This is a genomic window from Streptococcus mitis, from assembly GCF_965111735.1.
In the GTDB taxonomy this organism is placed as follows: Bacteria; Bacillota; Bacilli; order Lactobacillales; family Streptococcaceae; genus Streptococcus; species Streptococcus mitis_DR.
This window is the reverse complement of sequence record NZ_OZ217346.1, coordinates 2,187,471-2,204,405: the sequence shown is the minus strand read 5'-3', so window position 1 is coordinate 2,204,405 and position 16,935 is coordinate 2,187,471. Positions and strand designations below refer to the sequence as shown.

Genomic DNA, 16,935 nt, shown 5'->3' with positions numbered 1-16,935 from the left:
CAATGAAAAGAACTCCCGTGGAAATAGGAGTTCTTTTACAATGTTGTCAATTATAATTTACAGAAACTTTACCATCCTGAATAGTGAAGATACTTAGATTTTCTGGCAGATTTTGAAGATGGTCTAAGCTTGTTGTTGTGATAAAAGTTTGGATTGAATGAGAAATCGTTTCTAATAATTTTAGTTGTCTAGTGTTGTCAAGTTCGCTCATGACATCGTCAAGCAGTAATATTGGAGATTCTGTAGTAACGCTTTCCATTAATTCGATTTCTGCTAATTTTATCGAGAGGACGAGACTGCGATGTTGACCTTGACTTCCAAAACTAGCATCCATCCCATTTATATAAAAAGAAATGTCATCTCGATGAGGACCGACACCAGTATTCTTTTTAAATAAATCTCTGGATCTACTTTTTTCTAAAGCAATTTTGAAAGATTCGGATAAGTTTTGATTGTCAGTTATATTGACAGAAGATTGATAGGATATTGACAACTCTTCAATCTGATTAGAGAGTTCAAAATGTTTCTTACGCCCAAATGATTCTAGTTTTTTTATGAAATCTAAGCGGTGATTCATTACACGACATCCATAATCAACTAGCTGATCATCCAACACTGAAAGGAAGGTTTCATCTATTGTTTGAGCTGATTTTAGATAGGTATTTCTTTGCTTAAGAATATGGTTATAATTGGTTAAATCTGATAAATAGATTGGCTTAATTTGTCCAAGCTCCATATCAATGAATTTTCGTCGAACTGAAGGTGCTCCTTTAATTAGTTGTAAATCTTCAGGAGCAAATAAGACAACATTCATGTGTCCTACGTAATCTGAAAGTCGTGCCTGTTTTAAGTGATTCACTTTTGTCACACGTCCTTTTTGTGTTAGTTCGATTTCGAGAGGAATGGATCCAGTTTTTTTCTGAACAAGACCTGAAAGGTGAAGTTGTTCCTCATTAAAATGAATGAGATTTTTATCTGTTCGAGTTCGATGACTACGTGTTAAGGCTAAAAAATAGATAGCCTCTAACATATTTGTTTTTCCTTGTGCATTGCGTCCTAAAAAGACATTTAATTTAGGATTAAAGTCTATTTTCGTCTCTTTGTAGTTACGAAAAGTCTTGAGAGATAGGTGTTGTAGCCACATGATTATCTACCAGGGAATCGCGGAGCTTGTTTGCTTTTGGGTGATGAAGTAGGTTTTGATTTATCTTTTTTTACACCCTTATTCATCTCCTTAACAAGTTTAGCAATTCGTTCTTTTTCAACTTTATCAGCTTGGTATTCCTCTTGCTCATCAGACGTAGGTTGTGTCAACAAGATGTCAATATTCATGTCAGGGATGTCAACTTTATCACCAATACGAAGTTTTTTACCACGACGACTCTCTAATTCCCCATTAAAGTAAACAGAATGTTCAGAGAGAAATGATTTGATAGCTCCTCCACTATGTGTAATTCCAAGTTCTTTGAGTAGTGCTTGGAGGGTAATAAATTCTTCAAATAATTTGTATTCCATAATCCACCTCAATCTTTGGTATTATACCATATTTTCCTAAAAATAGTGAGAGAAACAAGGAGTAATGTAAGCGATTTTTATTTCAAAAGTGTTACAGAGAACAAGAAAATTTCAGGTTTTCGTGATATAATAGAAGTCTGTATATAAGGAGGTAAATCATGGAGTTAGTGCATGGAATTTCAACACATTTTATCCAATCAAAAAAGTTTAAAACGAACAAAATCGCCGTGCGTTTTACCGCTCCATTATCCCTCGATACGATTGCAGGTCGCATGTTGAGTGCGAGTATGCTAGAGACTGCTAATCAGATGTATCCCACTTCTCAAGATTTGAGAAGACATTTAGCCAGTCTATACGGTACAGATATGTCAACCAATTGTTTCAGAAGAGGGAAAAGTCATATTGTAGAATTGACATTTACCTATGTTCGTGATGAGTTTTTAAGTAGGAAAAATGTTCTAACTGCTCAGGTTTTGGAACTAGTAAAAGAAACTCTTTTTTCCCCCGTAGTAGTTGATAATGGATTTGATCCTGCCTTATTTGAAATTGAGAAAAAACAATTGCTAGCAAGTTTAGCAGCTGATATGGATGATTCTTTTTATTTTGCACATAAAGAATTAGACAAAATATTTTTTCATGACGAACGTCTCCAATTGGAATATAGTGATTTACGAAATCGTATTTTAGCTGAAACTCCACAGAGTTCTTATTCTTGTTTCCAAGAATTTTTGGCCAATGATCGAATAGATTTCTTTTTCTTAGGTGATTTTAATGAGATTGAAATTCAAAATGTATTAGAATCATTTGGTTTTAAAGGTCGAGAAGGAGATGTGAAGGTTCAGTATTGTCAACCTTATTCCAATATCCTGCAGGAAGGTATGGTTCGGAAAAATGTGGGACAATCCATTTTGGAATTAGGTTATCATTGTCCTTCTGAATACGGTGATGAGCAACATTTACCCATGATTGTAATGAATGGTTTACTTGGTGGATTTGCTCACTCTAAACTATTTACAAATGTCCGTGAAAATGCTGGATTGGCTTATACTATTTCAAGTCAGCTCGATTTGTTTAGTGGATTCTTGAGGATGTACGCTGGTATCAATCGAGAAAATCGGAACCATGCTCGTAAAATGATGAATAATCAACTGCTTGATTTAAAAAAAGGTTATTTTACAGAGCTTGAGCTAGAGCAGACCAAGGAAATGATTCGTCGGTCTTTGTTGCTTTCTCAAGATAATCAATTTTCATTGATTGAACGTGCTTATCAAAATGCCTTACTTGGAAAATCTTCAGCAGACTTTAAAGGTTGGATTGCAAAATTCGAGCAAGTTGACAAAGATGCTATTTGTAGAGCAGCTAGTAATGTGAAATTACAAGCAATTTACTTTATGGAAGGAATAGAATGACAAAGGTTGTTTTTGAAGAAAAGTACTATCCAGCTGTAAAAGAAAAGGTTTATCGAACTCGTTTGTCCAACGGATTGACAGTTGCTCTTTTGCCTAAAAAGGAATTTAAAGAGGTTTACGGGAGTGTAACTGTACAGTTTGGTTCGGTAGATACGCTTGTCACAGAAGTTGACGGAGATGTAAAACAATATCCTGCGGGAATTGCTCATTTTCTTGAACATAAATTATTTGAAAGAGAAGATTCTAGTGATTTGATGTCGGCTTTTACGAGTCTAGGTGCGGATAGCAATGCCTTTACAAGCTTTACAAAAACAAGTTATCTTTTTTCGGCAACGGATCATTTTTTAGAAAATTTAGATTTACTTGATGAATTGGTAACATCAGCACACTTTACTGAAGATTCCATTTTAAGAGAGCAGGATATTATCCAGCAAGAACGAGAAATGTATCAAGATGATCCAGATTCATGTTTATTCTTTTCAACTTTAGCGAATTTATATCCTGCCACACCTTTAGCAACTGATATAGTTGGCAGTGAGGAGTCCATTTCCAAAATTAATCTAACTAATTTGCAAGAAAATTTTACAAGGTTTTACAAACCTGTAAACATGTCTCTGTTTTTAGTTGGCAATTTTGATGTGGATCAAGTACAGGACTATTTTGAAAGAAAAGAACTAGAAGATTTAGATGTTCAGGAAGTAGCAAGAGAAAAGTTTGTTTTACAAGATGTAAAGCAAACAGACAGTATGAGAATGGAAGTGTCTTCTCCAAAACTAGCGATTGGTATTAGAGGTAAACAAGATGTTGCTGAGGATGATTGCTATCGACATCATATTTTATTAAAATTATTGTTTACAATGATGTTTGGTTGGACCTCGGATCGTTTTCAGAAATTATATGAATCAGGTAAAATTGATGCGTCCTTATCTCTTGAAGTTGAAGTAACAAGTCGCTTTCATTTTATTATGTTGACAATGGATACAAAAGAGCCAGTTGCTTTATCTCATCAGTTTAAAAAGGCTATTCGTAATTTCACAAAGGATTTAGATATTACAGAGGATCATTTAGATATTATCAAAAGAGAGATGTTTGGAGAATTTTTCAGTAGCATGAACTCTCTTGAATTTATTGCAACGCAATATGATGCTTTTGGACAAGGTGAGACAATCTTTGATTTGCCGAAAATTTTACAGGAAATTACTGTAGAGGATGTCCTTGATGCTGGACACCATTTAATAGATGATGGTGACATAGTTGATTTTACAATATTTCCATCATAGTAACCTATCATAATCGACACTAGAAAGAAGGAATGACAAGTATGAGGAAAAAAACAATTGGTGAGGTTTTACGTTTAGCTAGAACCAACCAAGGGTTAACTTTAGAAGAATTACACAAAAAAACAGAAATTCAGTTGGATATGTTGGAGGCAATGGAAGCTGATGATTTTGATCAACTTCCTAGTCCATTTTATACTCGTTCTTTTTTGAGAAAGTATGCGTGGGCAGTTGAACTTGATGAGCGAATTATCTTGGATGCTTATGATTCTGGGAGCATGATTACTTATGAGGAAGTAGATGTTGATGAAGAGGAGTTGACAGGCAGGAGACGTTCAAGTAAGAAAAATAAGACATCATTTTTACCTTTATTTTATTTTATACTTTTTGCACTATCGATTGTAATTTTTGTGACTTATTATGTTTGGAATTATCTCCAGACTCAACCTGAGCGTTCATCTGCGTCTAGTTATAGTGTGGTCCAAGCAACAAGCTCGACTAGTTCTGTAACTCCGTCTTCAAGCAGTAGCTCATCTAGTAGTTCTTCGAATATGGAACCAGCTATAAGTGTATCAGGTGAAGGAAATAGAGTAGAAGTTGCTTATAAAACGAGCAAGGAAACTGCAAAATTGCAATTATCAGTCTCAGATGCTAGAAGTTGGGTTAGTGTTTCAGAAAGTGAGCTTGAGGGTGGCGTGACCTTATCACCGGATAATAAAAGTGCGGAAACAAGCGTTTCAACTAAAAATCCTGTGACCATTACTTTAGGTGTTGTCAAAGGTGTCGCTTTAACAGTAGATAATCAGACTGTTGACTTATCGAAATTAACAGCTCAGACTGGAAAAATCACTGTAACCTTTACTAAAAATTAAGGAAAAACGAATGAAAAAAGAACAAATTCCAAATCTTTTAACGATAGGTCGAATTCTCTTTATACCTATTTTTATCTTTATTTTAACAGTAGGAAATTCGATAGAGAGTCATATGGTAGCAGCTATTATCTTTGCTGTTGCTAGTATTACAGACTATTTAGATGGATATTTAGCTCGTAAATGGAATGTGGTTAGTAATTTTGGTAAATTTGCAGATCCTATGGCGGATAAGCTACTAGTTATGTCGGCTTTTATTATGCTGATTGAGTTAGGAATGGCTCCGGCTTGGATTGTTGCAGTGATTATCTGTCGTGAGTTGGCTGTGACAGGTTTGAGGCTTTTACTGGTTGAAACTGGTGGAACGGTTTTAGCAGCAGCCATGCCTGGAAAAATTAAAACTTTCAGTCAGATGTTTGCGATTATTTTCTTGCTATTACATTGGACTTTGATTGGTCAAGTTCTACTTTATGTAGCCTTGTTTTTCACTATCTACTCTGGCTATGATTATTTCAAGGGTAGTGCCTATGTATTTAAAGGGACATTTGGTTCGAAATGAAATCAGTAATTGATGTAAAAAATCTTTCTTTTCGCTATAAGGAAAGTCAGGAATATTACGATGTGAAGGATATTACGTTTCACGTGAAACGTGGAGAATGGCTTTCGATTGTAGGTCATAATGGTAGTGGTAAATCAACGACGGTTCGCTTAATTGATGGCTTACTGGAAGCAGAATCCGGAGAGATTGTAATTGATGGCCAACGGCTGACTGAGGAAAATGTTTGGAATATACGTCGTCAAATCGGTATGGTTTTTCAAAATCCAGACAATCAATTTGTTGGAGCGACTGTTGAAGATGATGTTGCCTTTGGTTTGGAAAATCAGGGACTTTCTCGTCAAGAAATGAAAAAGAGAGTGGAAGAAGCTCTGGATTTGGTTGGCATGTTGGACTTTAAAAAGAGAGAGCCAGCGCGTCTATCAGGTGGCCAAAAGCAACGTGTGGCTATTGCAGGTGTTGTAGCCCTAAGACCAGCTATTTTAATCTTAGATGAAGCAACGAGTATGTTGGATCCTGAGGGACGTAGAGAACTGATTGAGACAGTAAAAGGAATTCGGAAAGACTATGATATGACGGTCATTTCCATTACACATGATTTGGAAGAAGTTGCCATGAGTGATCGTGTGTTGATCATGAAAAAAGGGTCAATTGAATCAACTAGTAGTCCAAGGGAGCTTTTCTCTCGAAATGATTTGGATCAAATTGGATTAGACGATCCTTTTGCTAATCAATTAAAACATTCTTTGAGCCAGAATGGCTATGATTTGCCTGAAAATTATTTGACAGAAAGTGAGCTAGAAGATAAGCTATGGGAATTGCTCTAGAAAATGTGAGTTTTACGTATCAAGAAGGGACTCCCTTAGCGTCAACAGCTTTGTCAGATGTTTCTTTGAAGATTGAAGATGGTTCTTATACGGCCTTAATTGGCCACACAGGTAGTGGTAAATCAACTATTTTACAACTATTAGATGGTTTATTGGTGCCAAGCCAAGGGAGTGTGCGGGTTTTTGATACCTTAATCACCTCGACTTCTAAAAATAAAGATATTCGTCAAATTAGAAAACAGGTTGGCTTGGTATTTCAGTTTGCTGAAAATCAGATTTTTGAAGAAACGGTTTTGAAGGATGTTGCTTTTGGACCGCAAAATTTTGGAGTTTCTGAAGAAGATGCGGAGCAGATTGCGCGTGAGAAACTGGCTCTGGTTGGAATTGATGAATCACTTTTTGATCGTAGTCCGTTTGAGCTATCAGGTGGACAAATGAGACGTGTCGCCATTGCAGGCATACTTGCCATGGAACCAGCTATATTAGTCTTAGATGAACCCACAGCAGGCCTAGATCCCCTGGGAAGAAAAGAGCTGATGAATTTGTTCAAAAAACTCCACCAGTCAGGGATGACCATTGTCTTGGTAACGCATTTGATGGATGATGTTGCTGAATATGCGAACCAGGTATATGTGATGGAAAAGGGACGTTTAGTTAAGTTTGGTAAACCTAGTGATGTCTTTCAAGATGTTGTTTTTATGGAAGAAGTTCAGTTGGGAGTACCTAAAATTACAGCTTTTTGTAAACGATTGGCTGATAGAGGCGTGTCATTTAAACGATTACCGATTAAGATAGAGGAGTTCAAGGAGTCGCTAAATGGATAGTATGATTTTGGGGCGTTATATCCCAGGGGATTCGATAGTTCACCGATTGGATCCACGCAGCAAATTACTGGCTATGATGCTACTGATTTTGATCGTTTTTTGGGCTAATAATCCCTTGACGAATCTGATTCTTTTTATAGCGACAGGGATCTTTATTGCCTTGTCAGGAGTATCTCTTTCATTTTTTATTCAGGGCTTGAAGTCTATGTTTTTCTTGATTGCCTTCACAACTATTTTTCAACTGTTTTTCATTTCTAATGGGAATGTTTTATTTGAGTTTTCGTTTGTGAGAATCACGGATTATGCTTTGCAACAAGCTGGAATTATCTTTTGTCGCTTTGTATTGATTATTTTCTTTTCTACTTTGTTAACCTTAACGACCATGCCCTTAAGTTTGGCATCAGCTGTCGAAGCTCTATTAGCACCTTTAAAGAGTATGAAAGTTCCAGTTCATGAAATTGGATTGATGCTGTCTATGAGTTTGCGTTTTGTCCCAACCTTGATGGATGATACGACGCGGATTATGAATGCACAGAAAGCGCGTGGAGTGGATTTTGGAGAAGGAAGTATTGTTCAAAAGGTGAAGGCTATGATTCCCATTTTGATTCCTCTTTTTGCGACAAGTTTAAAACGTGCGGATTCCTTGGCTATCGCAATGGAAGCGCGTGGTTATCAGGGTGGAAAAGGCAGAAGTCAATATCGACAATTGAAATGGACTCGAAAGGATACGCTGACCATTCTTGTTATTATCATACTTGGTTGTTGCTTATTTTTCTTAAAATCTTAGTAGCTTTCAGGAATTGATAAAAAGTTACTGTAACAGTTTTTGATATAAAGGTAGGGATATGAACCGTTTTAAAAAATCAAAATATGTCATTATTGTTTTTGTCACTGTTCTGCTTGTGTCAGCTCTCTTAGCGACGACTTATTCAAGTACAATTGTGACAAGATTAGGAGATGGAATCTCAGTGGTTGATAGGGTTGTGCAAAAACCTTTTCAGTGGTTTGATTCTGTCAAATCAGATTTGGCTCATTTGACACGCACTTATAATGAAAATGAAAGTTTGAAGAAACAGATTTACCAATTAGAAGTTAAATCAAATGAGGCGGAAAGTTTAAAGATGGAAAATGAACAACTGCGCCAATTGCTTGATATGAAGTCCAAATTGCAAGCTACAAAGACTTTGGCAGCAGATGTTATTATGCGATCTCCGGTATCTTGGAAGCAGGAGTTGACCTTAGATGCAGGCAAATCAAAAGGGGCTTCTGAGAATATGTTAGCAATTGCAAATGGTGGCTTGATTGGGAGTGTCTCAAAAGTAGAGGAGAACTCTACCATGGTCAACCTTCTGACAAATACGGAAAATGCTGATAAGATTTCTGTTAAAATTCAACATGGTTCTACTACAATTTATGGAATTATTGTTGGCTATGACAAGGAAAATGAAGTTCTAAAAATTAGTCAATTAAATAGTAGTAGCGATATTAGTGCAGGAGATAAGGTGACCACTGGTGGATTAGGAAACTTTAACGTTGCTGATATTCCTGTTGGTGAAGTGGTTGCCACAACGCATAGTACGGACTACTTGACACGAGAAGTAACTGTTAAATTAAGTGCAGATACTCATAATGTGAGTGTGATAGAATTAGTGGGGAATTCATAATGAGACAGTTGAAGCGAGTTGGAGTATTTTTATTGCTTCCTTTCTTTGTTCTAATTGATGCCCATATTAGCCAGCTTTTGGGCTCATTTTTTCCCCATGTACAGTTAGCCAGTCATTTTCTATTTTTGTTTCTCTTATTTGAGACGATTGAAGTATCAGAGTATTTCTATTTAGCTTATTGTTTTGTAGTGGGTTTGGTTTATGACATTTACTTTTTCCACTTGATAGGGATTGCGACTTTGTTGTTCGTCTTGTTGGGAGTATTTCTCCATAAATTTAATAGTGTTATTTTATTGAATCGTTGGACGAGAATGTTGGCAATTATTGTCATGACTTTTCTATTTGAGATGGGAGCTTATATACTTGCATTAGTGGTAGGTTTAACTGTGGATAGTATGTCTTTATTTATAGTCTATAGTTTAGTACCATCAATGATTTTGAACCTTATATGGATGATTATCTTTCAGTTTATTTTTGAAAAATTTTACCTATAAGAAAGAAATAAAAATGTAACAAAGGCGTAATATTCATTAGGCCTTTTTTTGGTATACTAGTAGTGTCTTTAAAAGAAGGAGTATCTACGAAATATGAAGAAAAAAATCTTAGCGTCACTTTTACTAAGTACAGTAATGGTTTCTCAAGTAGCTGTTTTAACAACTGCGCATGCAGAAACGACTGATGACAAAATTGCTGCTCAAGATAATAAAATTAGTAACTTAACAGCACAACAACAAGAAGCCCAAAAACAAGTTGATCAAATTCAGGAGCAAGTATCTGCTATTCAAACAGAGCAATCAAACTTGCAATCTGAAAATGATAGACTACAAGCAGAATCTAAAAAGCTTGAGGGTGAAATTACAGAACTTTCTAAGAATATTGTATCTCGTAATGATTCGTTGCAAAAACAAGCTCGTAGTGCTCAAACAAATGGAGCTGCAACAAATTATATCAATACAATTGTGAACTCAAAATCAATTACAGAAGCTATTTCACGTGTTGCTGCAATGAGTGAAATAGTATCTGCAAACAACAAGATGTTGGAACAACAAAAAGCAGATAAAAAAGCTATTTCTGAAAAACAAGTAGCAAACAATGATGCAATTAATACAGTTATTGCAAATCAGCAAAAACTAGCTGATGATGCTCAATCATTAACTACAAAACAAGCTGAGTTGAAAGCTGCAGAATTGAATCTTGCTGCTGAAAAGGCTACAGCAGAGGATGAAAAAGCAAGTTTACTTGAGAAAAAAGCTGCAGCGGAGGCAGAAGCTAAAGCAGCTGCAGAAGCAGAAGCAGCTTACAAAGCTAAACAAGCAAGTCAACAACAAACAGTAGTTGCTTCTGGTAATACAACTTTTACATCAGAGGTTCAAGCAGTATCAACTACTTCTTCATCTAGTTCATCTGAATCATCTTCAAGCAGTGCTTCAACAGAATCAACAAGTTATACTCCTGCACCAGTAAAACATCGTCCAACATACAGTACAAATGCTTCAAGTTATCCAGTTGGTGAGTGTACATGGGGAGCTAAGACATTGGCACCTTGGGCTGGAGACTACTGGGGTAATGGAGCACAGTGGGCTACAAGTGCAGCTGCAGCAGGATTCCGTACAGGATCTACACCTCAAGTTGGTGCCATTGCATGTTGGAATGATGGTGGATATGGACATGTAGCCGTGGTTACAGCTGTTTCATCATCAACAAGTATCCAAGTGTCTGAATCAAACTATGGTGGAAATCGTACACTCGGAAATAAACGTGGATGGTTCAATCCAACTACAACTTCAGAAGGTTTTGTAACATATATCTATCCAAACTAATGAATGAAAAGAAGAGACTCAATTGGAGTCTCTTTTATGATTTATATAGTTAACTTACTTTAAAAATCTACTAAAATATCTTGAAAATATTGAAAAAGTATGGTAGAATGAAACTTGTCGTGTGAACGATAATACTCATTCTTGATGAATTGTGAAACAGTTGCCCTTGGGTCGTTTTGCGAGTTGAAGTCAAGAAGAGGAAAAAAACAAAAAGGAGAAATACTCATGGCAGTAATTTCAATGAAACAACTTCTTGAGGCTGGTGTACACTTTGGTCACCAAACTCGTCGCTGGAACCCTAAGATGGCTAAGTACATCTTCACTGAGCGTAACGGAATCCACGTTATCGACTTACAACAAACTGTAAAATACGCTGACCAAGCTTACGATTTCATGCGTGATGCAGCAGCTAATGATGCAGTTGTATTGTTCGTTGGTACTAAGAAACAGGCAGCTGATGCAGTTGCTGAAGAAGCAGTACGTTCAGGTCAATACTTCATCAACCACCGTTGGTTGGGTGGAACTCTTACAAACTGGGGAACAATCCAAAAACGTATTGCTCGTTTGAAAGAAATCAAACGTATGGAAGAAGATGGGACTTTCGAAGTTCTTCCTAAGAAAGAAGTTGCACTTCTTAACAAACAACGTGCACGTCTTGAAAAATTCTTGGGTGGTATCGAAGATATGCCTCGTATTCCAGATGTGATGTACGTAGTTGACCCACATAAAGAGCAAATCGCTGTTAAAGAAGCTAAAAAATTGGGAATCCCAGTTGTAGCGATGGTCGACACAAATACAGATCCAGATGATATCGATGTAATCATCCCTGCTAACGATGACGCTATCCGCGCTGTTAAATTGATCACAGCTAAATTGGCTGACGCTATCATCGAAGGACGTCAAGGTGAAGATGCAGCAGCAGTTGAAGCAGAATTTGCAGCTTCAGAAGCTCAAGCAGATTCAATCGAAGAAATCGTTGAAGTTGTAGAAGGCGACAACGCTTAATTTATATAAATAGTAATTACCTAGGAGGGCGGGGCTTAGCCCGGCTCTCCTATTTTTAAAAATATAGGAGAATCAAAATGGCAGAAATTACAGCTAAACTTGTAAAAGAGTTGCGTGAAAAATCTGGTGCCGGAGTTATGGACGCTAAAAAAGCGCTTGTAGAAACAGACGGTGACATCGAAAAAGCGATTGAATTGCTTCGTGAAAAAGGTATGGCTAAGGCAGCTAAGAAAGCTGACCGTGTTGCTGCAGAAGGTTTGACTGGTGTTTATGTTAACGGTAATGTTGCAGCAGTTATTGAAGTAAACGCTGAAACTGACTTCGTTGCGAAAAATGCTCAATTCGTTGAATTGGTAAATACTACAGCTAAAGTTATTGCTGAAGGAAAACCTGCTAACAATGAAGAAGCTCTTGCTTTGACAATGCCTTCAGGTGAAACTCTTGAATCTGCATACGTATCTGCAACAGCAACTATCGGAGAAAAAATCTCATTCCGTCGCTTTGCATTGATTGAAAAAACAGACGCACAACACTTTGGAGCATACCAACATAACGGTGGACGTATCGGTGTTATTTCAGTTGTTGAAGGTGGAGACGAAGCACTTGCTAAACAATTGTCAATGCACATCGCAGCGATGAAACCAACAGTTCTTTCTTACAAAGAATTGGATGAGCAATTCGTTAAAGATGAGTTGGCACAATTGAACCACGTTATCGACCAAGATAACGAAAGCCGTGCAATGGTTAACAAACCAGCTCTTCCACACTTGAAGTATGGATCAAAATCTCAATTGACTGATGAAGTGATTGCTCAAGCTGAAGCTGACATCAAAGCTGAGTTGGCTGCAGAAGGTAAACCAGAAAAAATCTGGGACAAAATCATCCCAGGTAAAATGGATCGCTTCATGCTTGACAACACTAAAGTTGACCAAGCTTACACACTTCTTGCACAAGTATACATCATGGATGACAGCAAGACAGTTGAAGCATACCTTGAATCAGTTAACGCTTCAGTAGTTGAGTTCGCTCGCTTTGAAGTTGGTGAAGGTATCGAGAAAGCTGCAAACGACTTTGAAGCTGAAGTTGCAGCTACAATGGCAGCAGCCTTGAATAACTAATAATAAAAAGGAAGCCAAATTGCTTCCTTTTTTCTATGCAGTCGATTTTTATAGGGAGATGTTCCTATTTTTAAGGTATAAATAAAAAGCCCTATAATAAGGGCTAAGTGTATTTAGGAGACTACACTTCAAATTCATAGAGTGCTGTAGAGAGATAACGTTCACCGTTATCTGGTGCTAGAGCAAGAACTTTTTTACCTGTACCTAATTTCTTGGCAACCTCGATGGCTCCGTAGATAGCTGCAGCTGAAGAAATACCAACAAGGAATCCTTCTTTTCCACCAATCTCACGGCCGAGTGCTAGTGCATCGTCTGATGTTACACGAACAATACCATCATAGGCATTTGTATCAAGTGTATCAGGAATAAATCCAGCTGAGATACCTTGAATTTTGTGTGGTCCAGGTTTTTCACCAGATAGAATAGCAGATTCGTCTGCCTCTACTGCAAAAACTTGAATGTTAGAATTTGCTGATTTGAGTGCATGAGAAACACCAGAAATCGTTCCACCGGTACCCACTCCAGCAACAAAGGCATCTAGTCCATCTTTACCGAAAGCAGCTAGTATTTCAGCTCCTGTTGTTCTTTCGTGTACTTCTGGATTAGCTGGATTGTCAAATTGAAGAGGAAGGAAACCATCACGTTCAGCAGCGATTTCTTGAGCTTTAGCAATAGCGCCTTTCATTCCCTCACTACCAGGAGTTAGGACGAGTTCAGCACCATAAGCTTGGATAATCTTACGTCGTTCTACACTCATAGTTTCAGGCATAACGATGACGACTTTATACCCTTTAGCAGCACCTACCCATGAAAGTCCAATACCAGTGTTTCCACTTGTTGCTTCAACAATTGTAGAACCTGGTTTCAGAATACCGTCTTGTTCAGCTTTTTCAATCATGCTAAGAGCAATACGATCTTTTACAGAAGAACCAGGGTTGAATGCTTCAAGCTTTACATAGACGTCCGCAGCCCCTTCTGGCACGATGTTGTTGAGTTTAACAATCGGAGTTTGACCGATTAATTCAGTAATGTTGTTATAAATAGACATATGAATACCTCTTTGTATAAGATATTTCTAGTATAACGCTATCTATACCATTTGTAAAATATAGAAATCCTATCGAAGTGATAGGATTTTTTTATATCACAGGTCTAAGCCGTTAATTTTCAAGCGATTGTGATAAGCTAATTCTAATAAATAGGTGTAAAGTGGAATGATATCCGTTTTCTTTTTGAATTGCTTCATTTTCTAGTAGGTCTTGTCAAACATCTTTTTATTTTGTTAATTGAAGTAGCGGTGAGAATGTCAGTGAAACACGGCATTATCCATTGTTTACACTAAGTTTACAGGAATTTCAACTTCGCGTAAACCTTGGTCAGTTAAAGTGACCTTTCCATTAAAAAACTCTACAAGTGCAGCTTTAATAGTTTCTTTTTCTTCTTTATCAACATAAATCATCGTATCGACTTGATCTGTAAAGTTTGTATCCAGTTCCATGAGATTATATTCCTTAAGGAAGTTACTGTACTCTTGGTACTGAGCGTAAGACATTTGAATAGCAATGCCAGCCTGTTCCTTTATTTCAATGATGCCAATTTCTTTGACAGCTAAGGCAACACTGCCAGCGTAAGCACGAATCAATCCTCCAGCGCCTAGTTTAATGCCACCAAAGTAGCGTGTCACTACCACACAGACATTAGTAAGATTGTGATTTTCTAGTACCCCAAGCATGGGAACGCCAGCAGTCCCACTGGGCTCACCATCATCACTTGTCCGTTTGATTCCACTACGTTCCCCAATAATGAAGGCAGAGCAGTTATGAGTAGCTTTGTAGTGCTCTTTCTTGATGGCAGTAATGAAGTCACGAGCCTCTTCTTCGCTATAAACACGCTTGGCATGACAGATAAAGCGGGATTTTTTGATTTCTTCTTGGACTTGTCCGTCCTCTTTAATTGTTCTAAATTCCATGATTTAATTGTACTAAAAAATCATTTAAAGCGCTAGGTTTTTACGAATAAAGAAGTATGAAAGTAAATCCAAATTATCTCGGTCGCTTGTTTACTGAGAATGAATTAACAGAAGAGGAACGTCAGTTGGCGGAGAAACTTCCAGCAATGAGAAAGGAGAAAGGGAAACTTTTCTGTCAACGTTGTAATAGTACTATTCTAGAAGAATGGTATTTGCCCATCGGTACTTACTATTGTAGGGAGTGTTTACTGATGAAGCGAGTCAGGAGTGATCAATCTTTATACTATTTCCCACAGGAGGATTTTCCGAAGCAAGATGTTCTTAAATGGCGTGGTCAATTAACCCCTTTTCAAGATAAGGTATCACAGGGACTGCTTCAAGCGGTAGACAAGCAAGAGCCAAGCTTGGTTCACGCTGTAACAGGAGCTGGAAAGACAGAAATGATTTATCAAGTAGTAGCTAAAGTGATCAATGCGGGTGGTGCAGTGTGTTTGGCCAGTCCTCGCATAGACGTTTGTTTGGAGCTGTATAAGCGCCTGCAAAAGGATTTTGCTTGTGAGATAGCCCTCCTACATGGAGAATCAGAGCCGTATTTTCGAACACCACTAGTTGTTGCGACGACCCATCAGTTATTGAAGTTTTATCAAGCTTTTGATTTACTGATAGTGGATGAAGTAGATGCCTTTCCTTATGTTGACAATCCTATGCTTTACCATGCTGTCAAGAATAGTGTAAAGGAGAATGGCTTGAGAATCTTTTTAACAGCAACTTCTACCGATGAGTTAGATAGGAAGGTTCGCATCGGAGAATTAAAACGATTGAGTTTGCCAAGACGATTTCATGGAAATCCTTTGATTATTCCTAAACCTGTCTGGTTATCCGATTTTAATCACTGTTTAGAGAAAAGTCGGTTGTCACCAAAGCTAAAGTCTTATATTGAGAAGCAGAGAAAGACAGGTTATCCGTTACTCATTTTTGCTTCAGAGATTAAGAAAGGGGAACAGTTAAAAGAAATCATACAGGAGCAATTTCCAAATGAGAAAATTGGCTTTGTATCTTCTATCACAGAAAATCGATTAGAGCAGGTACAAGCTTTTCGAGATAGAGAACTGACAATACTTATCAGTACGACGATATTGGAGCGTGGAGTTACCTTCCCTTGTGTGGATGTTTTCGTAGTGGAAGCCAACCATCGTCTGTTTACCAAGTCTAGTTTAATACAGATTGGAGGACGTGTCGGTCGGAGTATGGACAGACCGACAGGAGATTTGCTTTTCTTCCATGACGGGTTAAATGCTTCAATCAAAAAGGCAATTAAGGAAATTCAGCAGATGAATAAGGAGGCGGGGCTATGAAGTGCTTATTATGTGGGCAGACTATGAAGGCTGTTTTAACTTTTAGTAGTCTCTTACTTCTGAAGAATGATGACTCTTGTCTTTGTTCAGACTGTGACTCTACTTTTGAGAGGATTGGAGAAGAAAACTGCCCAAACTGTATGAAAACAGGTTTGTCAACAAAGTGTCAAGATTGTCAATTTTGGTGTAAAGAAGAAGTTGAAGTCAGTCATAGAGCGATTTTTACTTACAATCAAGCTATGAAGGATTTTTTCAGTCGGTATAAGTTTGATGGAGACTTCCTTTTAAGAAAAGTTTTTGCTTCAGTTTTAAGTGAGGAGTTAAAAAAGTACAAAGAGTATCAATTTGTTGTAATTCCCCTAAGTCCTGAAAGATTGCTCGAGAGGGGATTTAACCAGGTTGAAGGTTTAGTTGAAGCAGCAGAGTTCTCTTTGCAAGACTTACTAGAGAAGAGAGAAGAGCGGGCCAGTTCTTCCAAAAATCGTTCAGAACGCTTGGGGACAGAACTTCCTTTCTTTATTAAAAGGGGAGTCACTATTCCTAAAAAAATCCTACTTATAGATGACATTTATACTACTGGAACAACTATAAATCGTGTGAAGAAGCTGTTGGAAGAAGCTGGTGCTGAGGATGTAAAAACATTTTCCCTTGTAAGATGAGGAAAAAATTTGCAAAAATAAAATGAAAGCGTTATAATGAAATCAGAAAAACAAAAATGTTTAGAAAG

The 16,935-nt window shown here is 37.4% G+C and carries 18 protein-coding genes and 1 pseudogene; 14 read left to right on the top strand and 5 right to left on the bottom strand.

The window, feature by feature from the left end; genetic code table 11:
- Nucleotides 1-46 precede the first annotated feature (46 nt).
- Both recF and yaaA read right to left on the bottom strand, forming a co-directional pair.
- Nucleotides 47-1,144: a DNA replication/repair protein RecF gene (gene recF / locus ACLV7W_RS10755; RefSeq protein WP_153208974.1), complete on the bottom strand. Its 1,098-nt coding sequence runs from the start codon at nt 1,142-1,144 to the stop codon at nt 47-49.
- A 2-nt stretch (nt 1,145-1,146) separates the two neighbouring features.
- Nucleotides 1,147-1,515 (bottom strand): S4 domain-containing protein YaaA, encoded by a 369-nt coding sequence (yaaA, locus tag ACLV7W_RS10750; RefSeq protein ID WP_084887673.1) that lies wholly within the window; start codon nt 1,513-1,515, stop codon nt 1,147-1,149.
- Nucleotides 1,516-1,673: 158 nt separating this feature from the next.
- Here yaaA and yfmF point away from each other — a divergent pair, with 158 nt between their 5' ends.
- The 12 genes from yfmF to tsf all read left to right on the top strand — a co-directional run bounded on the left by yfmF (nt 1,674) and on the right by tsf (nt 12,884).
- Nucleotides 1,674-2,924, top strand: coding sequence for an EF-P 5-aminopentanol modification-associated protein YfmF (gene yfmF / locus ACLV7W_RS10745; RefSeq protein ID WP_411865922.1), 1,251 nt, complete (start codon nt 1,674-1,676; stop codon nt 2,922-2,924).
- Nucleotides 2,921-4,204 carry an EF-P 5-aminopentanol modification-associated protein YfmH gene (gene yfmH, locus ACLV7W_RS10740; protein ID WP_411865921.1) on the top strand — a complete coding sequence of 428 codons (1,284 nt, stop codon included), beginning with the start codon at nt 2,921-2,923 and terminating at the stop codon, nt 4,202-4,204. Before yfmF ends, yfmH begins: the two co-directional genes overlap by 4 nt.
- 41 nt (nt 4,205-4,245) lie before the next feature.
- A complete protein-coding gene (gene rodZ / locus ACLV7W_RS10735; RefSeq protein WP_411865920.1) occupies nt 4,246-5,073 on the top strand; it encodes a cytoskeleton protein RodZ in 828 nt (275 codons plus the stop codon).
- Nucleotides 5,074-5,083: 10 nt separating this feature from the next.
- Complete coding sequence (pgsA, locus tag ACLV7W_RS10730) at nt 5,084-5,629, top strand: CDP-diacylglycerol--glycerol-3-phosphate 3-phosphatidyltransferase (RefSeq protein ID WP_125392805.1); 546 nt, start codon at nt 5,084-5,086, stop codon at nt 5,627-5,629.
- The gene (locus tag ACLV7W_RS10725) at nt 5,626-6,453 is read left to right on the top strand and encodes an energy-coupling factor ABC transporter ATP-binding protein (RefSeq protein WP_000843636.1); all 828 of its coding nucleotides are present in this window, start codon (nt 5,626-5,628) and stop codon (nt 6,451-6,453) included. The genes pgsA and ACLV7W_RS10725 overlap by 4 nt, the downstream gene beginning before the upstream one ends.
- Entirely contained in the window at nt 6,438-7,277 is an 840-nt protein-coding gene (locus ACLV7W_RS10720; RefSeq protein ID WP_411865919.1) for an energy-coupling factor transporter ATPase, read from the top strand. The genes ACLV7W_RS10725 and ACLV7W_RS10720 overlap by 16 nt, the downstream gene beginning before the upstream one ends.
- Nucleotides 7,270-8,064, top strand: a complete 795-nt coding sequence (locus ACLV7W_RS10715; protein ID WP_000377896.1) for an energy-coupling factor transporter transmembrane component T family protein — start codon at nt 7,270-7,272, stop codon at nt 8,062-8,064. The genes ACLV7W_RS10720 and ACLV7W_RS10715 overlap by 8 nt, the downstream gene beginning before the upstream one ends.
- A gap of 58 nt (nt 8,065-8,122) precedes the next feature.
- A complete protein-coding gene (gene mreC, locus ACLV7W_RS10710) occupies nt 8,123-8,941 on the top strand; it encodes a rod shape-determining protein MreC (protein ID WP_153208965.1) in 819 nt (272 codons plus the stop codon).
- Nucleotides 8,941-9,435, top strand: coding sequence for a rod shape-determining protein MreD (mreD, locus tag ACLV7W_RS10705; RefSeq protein ID WP_084926266.1), 495 nt, complete (start codon nt 8,941-8,943; stop codon nt 9,433-9,435). The genes mreC and mreD overlap by 1 nt, the downstream gene beginning before the upstream one ends.
- Nucleotides 9,436-9,528: 93 nt before the next feature.
- Nucleotides 9,529-10,761 (top strand): peptidoglycan hydrolase PcsB, encoded by a 1,233-nt coding sequence (pcsB, locus tag ACLV7W_RS10700; RefSeq protein WP_261121307.1) that lies wholly within the window; start codon nt 9,529-9,531, stop codon nt 10,759-10,761.
- Between the two features lie 225 nt (nt 10,762-10,986).
- Nucleotides 10,987-11,766: a 30S ribosomal protein S2 gene (gene rpsB, locus ACLV7W_RS10695; protein WP_000268459.1), complete on the top strand. Its 780-nt coding sequence runs from the start codon at nt 10,987-10,989 to the stop codon at nt 11,764-11,766.
- A 77-nt stretch (nt 11,767-11,843) separates the two neighbouring features.
- Nucleotides 11,844-12,884, top strand: a complete 1,041-nt coding sequence (gene tsf, locus ACLV7W_RS10690; protein WP_049499106.1) for a translation elongation factor Ts — start codon at nt 11,844-11,846, stop codon at nt 12,882-12,884.
- A gap of 121 nt (nt 12,885-13,005) precedes the next feature.
- Here the strand turns inward: tsf and cysK are convergent, their stop codons facing one another.
- From cysK to ACLV7W_RS10675, 3 genes and pseudogenes are all read right to left on the bottom strand, one after another.
- Entirely contained in the window at nt 13,006-13,932 is a 927-nt protein-coding gene (cysK, locus tag ACLV7W_RS10685; protein WP_000029880.1) for a cysteine synthase A, read from the bottom strand.
- Nucleotides 13,933-14,028: 96 nt separating this feature from the next.
- Nucleotides 14,029-14,124, bottom strand: a pseudogene (locus ACLV7W_RS10680) (PH domain-containing protein); the annotation flags it as partial.
- A gap of 93 nt (nt 14,125-14,217) precedes the next feature.
- Nucleotides 14,218-14,853, bottom strand: a complete 636-nt coding sequence (locus tag ACLV7W_RS10675) for a YigZ family protein (protein WP_411865918.1) — start codon at nt 14,851-14,853, stop codon at nt 14,218-14,220.
- Nucleotides 14,854-14,909: 56 nt separating this feature from the next.
- Here ACLV7W_RS10675 and ACLV7W_RS10670 point away from each other — a divergent pair, with 56 nt between their 5' ends.
- Both ACLV7W_RS10670 and ACLV7W_RS10665 read left to right on the top strand, forming a co-directional pair.
- Complete coding sequence (locus ACLV7W_RS10670) at nt 14,910-16,208, top strand: DEAD/DEAH box helicase (protein ID WP_004255320.1); 1,299 nt, start codon at nt 14,910-14,912, stop codon at nt 16,206-16,208.
- Nucleotides 16,205-16,867: a ComF family protein gene (locus ACLV7W_RS10665; RefSeq protein WP_004255321.1), complete on the top strand. Its 663-nt coding sequence runs from the start codon at nt 16,205-16,207 to the stop codon at nt 16,865-16,867. Before ACLV7W_RS10670 ends, ACLV7W_RS10665 begins: the two co-directional genes overlap by 4 nt.
- The last annotated feature ends 68 nt before the right edge of the window (nt 16,868-16,935 follow it).

Bases quoted from the DNA above. Each gene is read 5' to 3' on its own strand.
- rpsB (WP_000268459.1), top strand. From the start codon at position 10,987: ATGGCAGTAATTTCAATGAAACAACTTCTTGAGGCTGGTGTACACTTT.
- yfmH (WP_411865921.1), top strand. From the start codon at position 2,921: ATGACAAAGGTTGTTTTTGAAGAAAAGTACTATCCAGCTGTAAAAGAA.
- pgsA (WP_125392805.1), top strand. From the start codon at position 5,084: ATGAAAAAAGAACAAATTCCAAATCTTTTAACGATAGGTCGAATTCTC.
- yaaA (WP_084887673.1), bottom strand. From the start codon at position 1,515: ATGGAATACAAATTATTTGAAGAATTTATTACCCTCCAAGCACTACTC.
- ACLV7W_RS10665 (WP_004255321.1), top strand. From the start codon at position 16,205: ATGAAGTGCTTATTATGTGGGCAGACTATGAAGGCTGTTTTAACTTTT.
- ACLV7W_RS10715 (WP_000377896.1), top strand. From the start codon at position 7,270: ATGGATAGTATGATTTTGGGGCGTTATATCCCAGGGGATTCGATAGTT.
- rodZ (WP_411865920.1), top strand. From the start codon at position 4,246: ATGAGGAAAAAAACAATTGGTGAGGTTTTACGTTTAGCTAGAACCAAC.
- ACLV7W_RS10670 (WP_004255320.1), top strand. From the start codon at position 14,910: ATGAAAGTAAATCCAAATTATCTCGGTCGCTTGTTTACTGAGAATGAA.
- yfmF (WP_411865922.1), top strand. From the start codon at position 1,674: ATGGAGTTAGTGCATGGAATTTCAACACATTTTATCCAATCAAAAAAG.
- mreD (WP_084926266.1), top strand. From the start codon at position 8,941: ATGAGACAGTTGAAGCGAGTTGGAGTATTTTTATTGCTTCCTTTCTTT.
- recF (WP_153208974.1), bottom strand. From the start codon at position 1,144: ATGTGGCTACAACACCTATCTCTCAAGACTTTTCGTAACTACAAAGAG.
- tsf (WP_049499106.1), top strand. From the start codon at position 11,844: ATGGCAGAAATTACAGCTAAACTTGTAAAAGAGTTGCGTGAAAAATCT.
- mreC (WP_153208965.1), top strand. From the start codon at position 8,123: ATGAACCGTTTTAAAAAATCAAAATATGTCATTATTGTTTTTGTCACT.
- ACLV7W_RS10720 (WP_411865919.1), top strand. From the start codon at position 6,438: ATGGGAATTGCTCTAGAAAATGTGAGTTTTACGTATCAAGAAGGGACT.
- pcsB (WP_261121307.1), top strand. From the start codon at position 9,529: ATGAAGAAAAAAATCTTAGCGTCACTTTTACTAAGTACAGTAATGGTT.
- ACLV7W_RS10675 (WP_411865918.1), bottom strand. From the start codon at position 14,853: ATGGAATTTAGAACAATTAAAGAGGACGGACAAGTCCAAGAAGAAATC.
- ACLV7W_RS10725 (WP_000843636.1), top strand. From the start codon at position 5,626: ATGAAATCAGTAATTGATGTAAAAAATCTTTCTTTTCGCTATAAGGAA.
- cysK (WP_000029880.1), bottom strand. From the start codon at position 13,932: ATGTCTATTTATAACAACATTACTGAATTAATCGGTCAAACTCCGATT.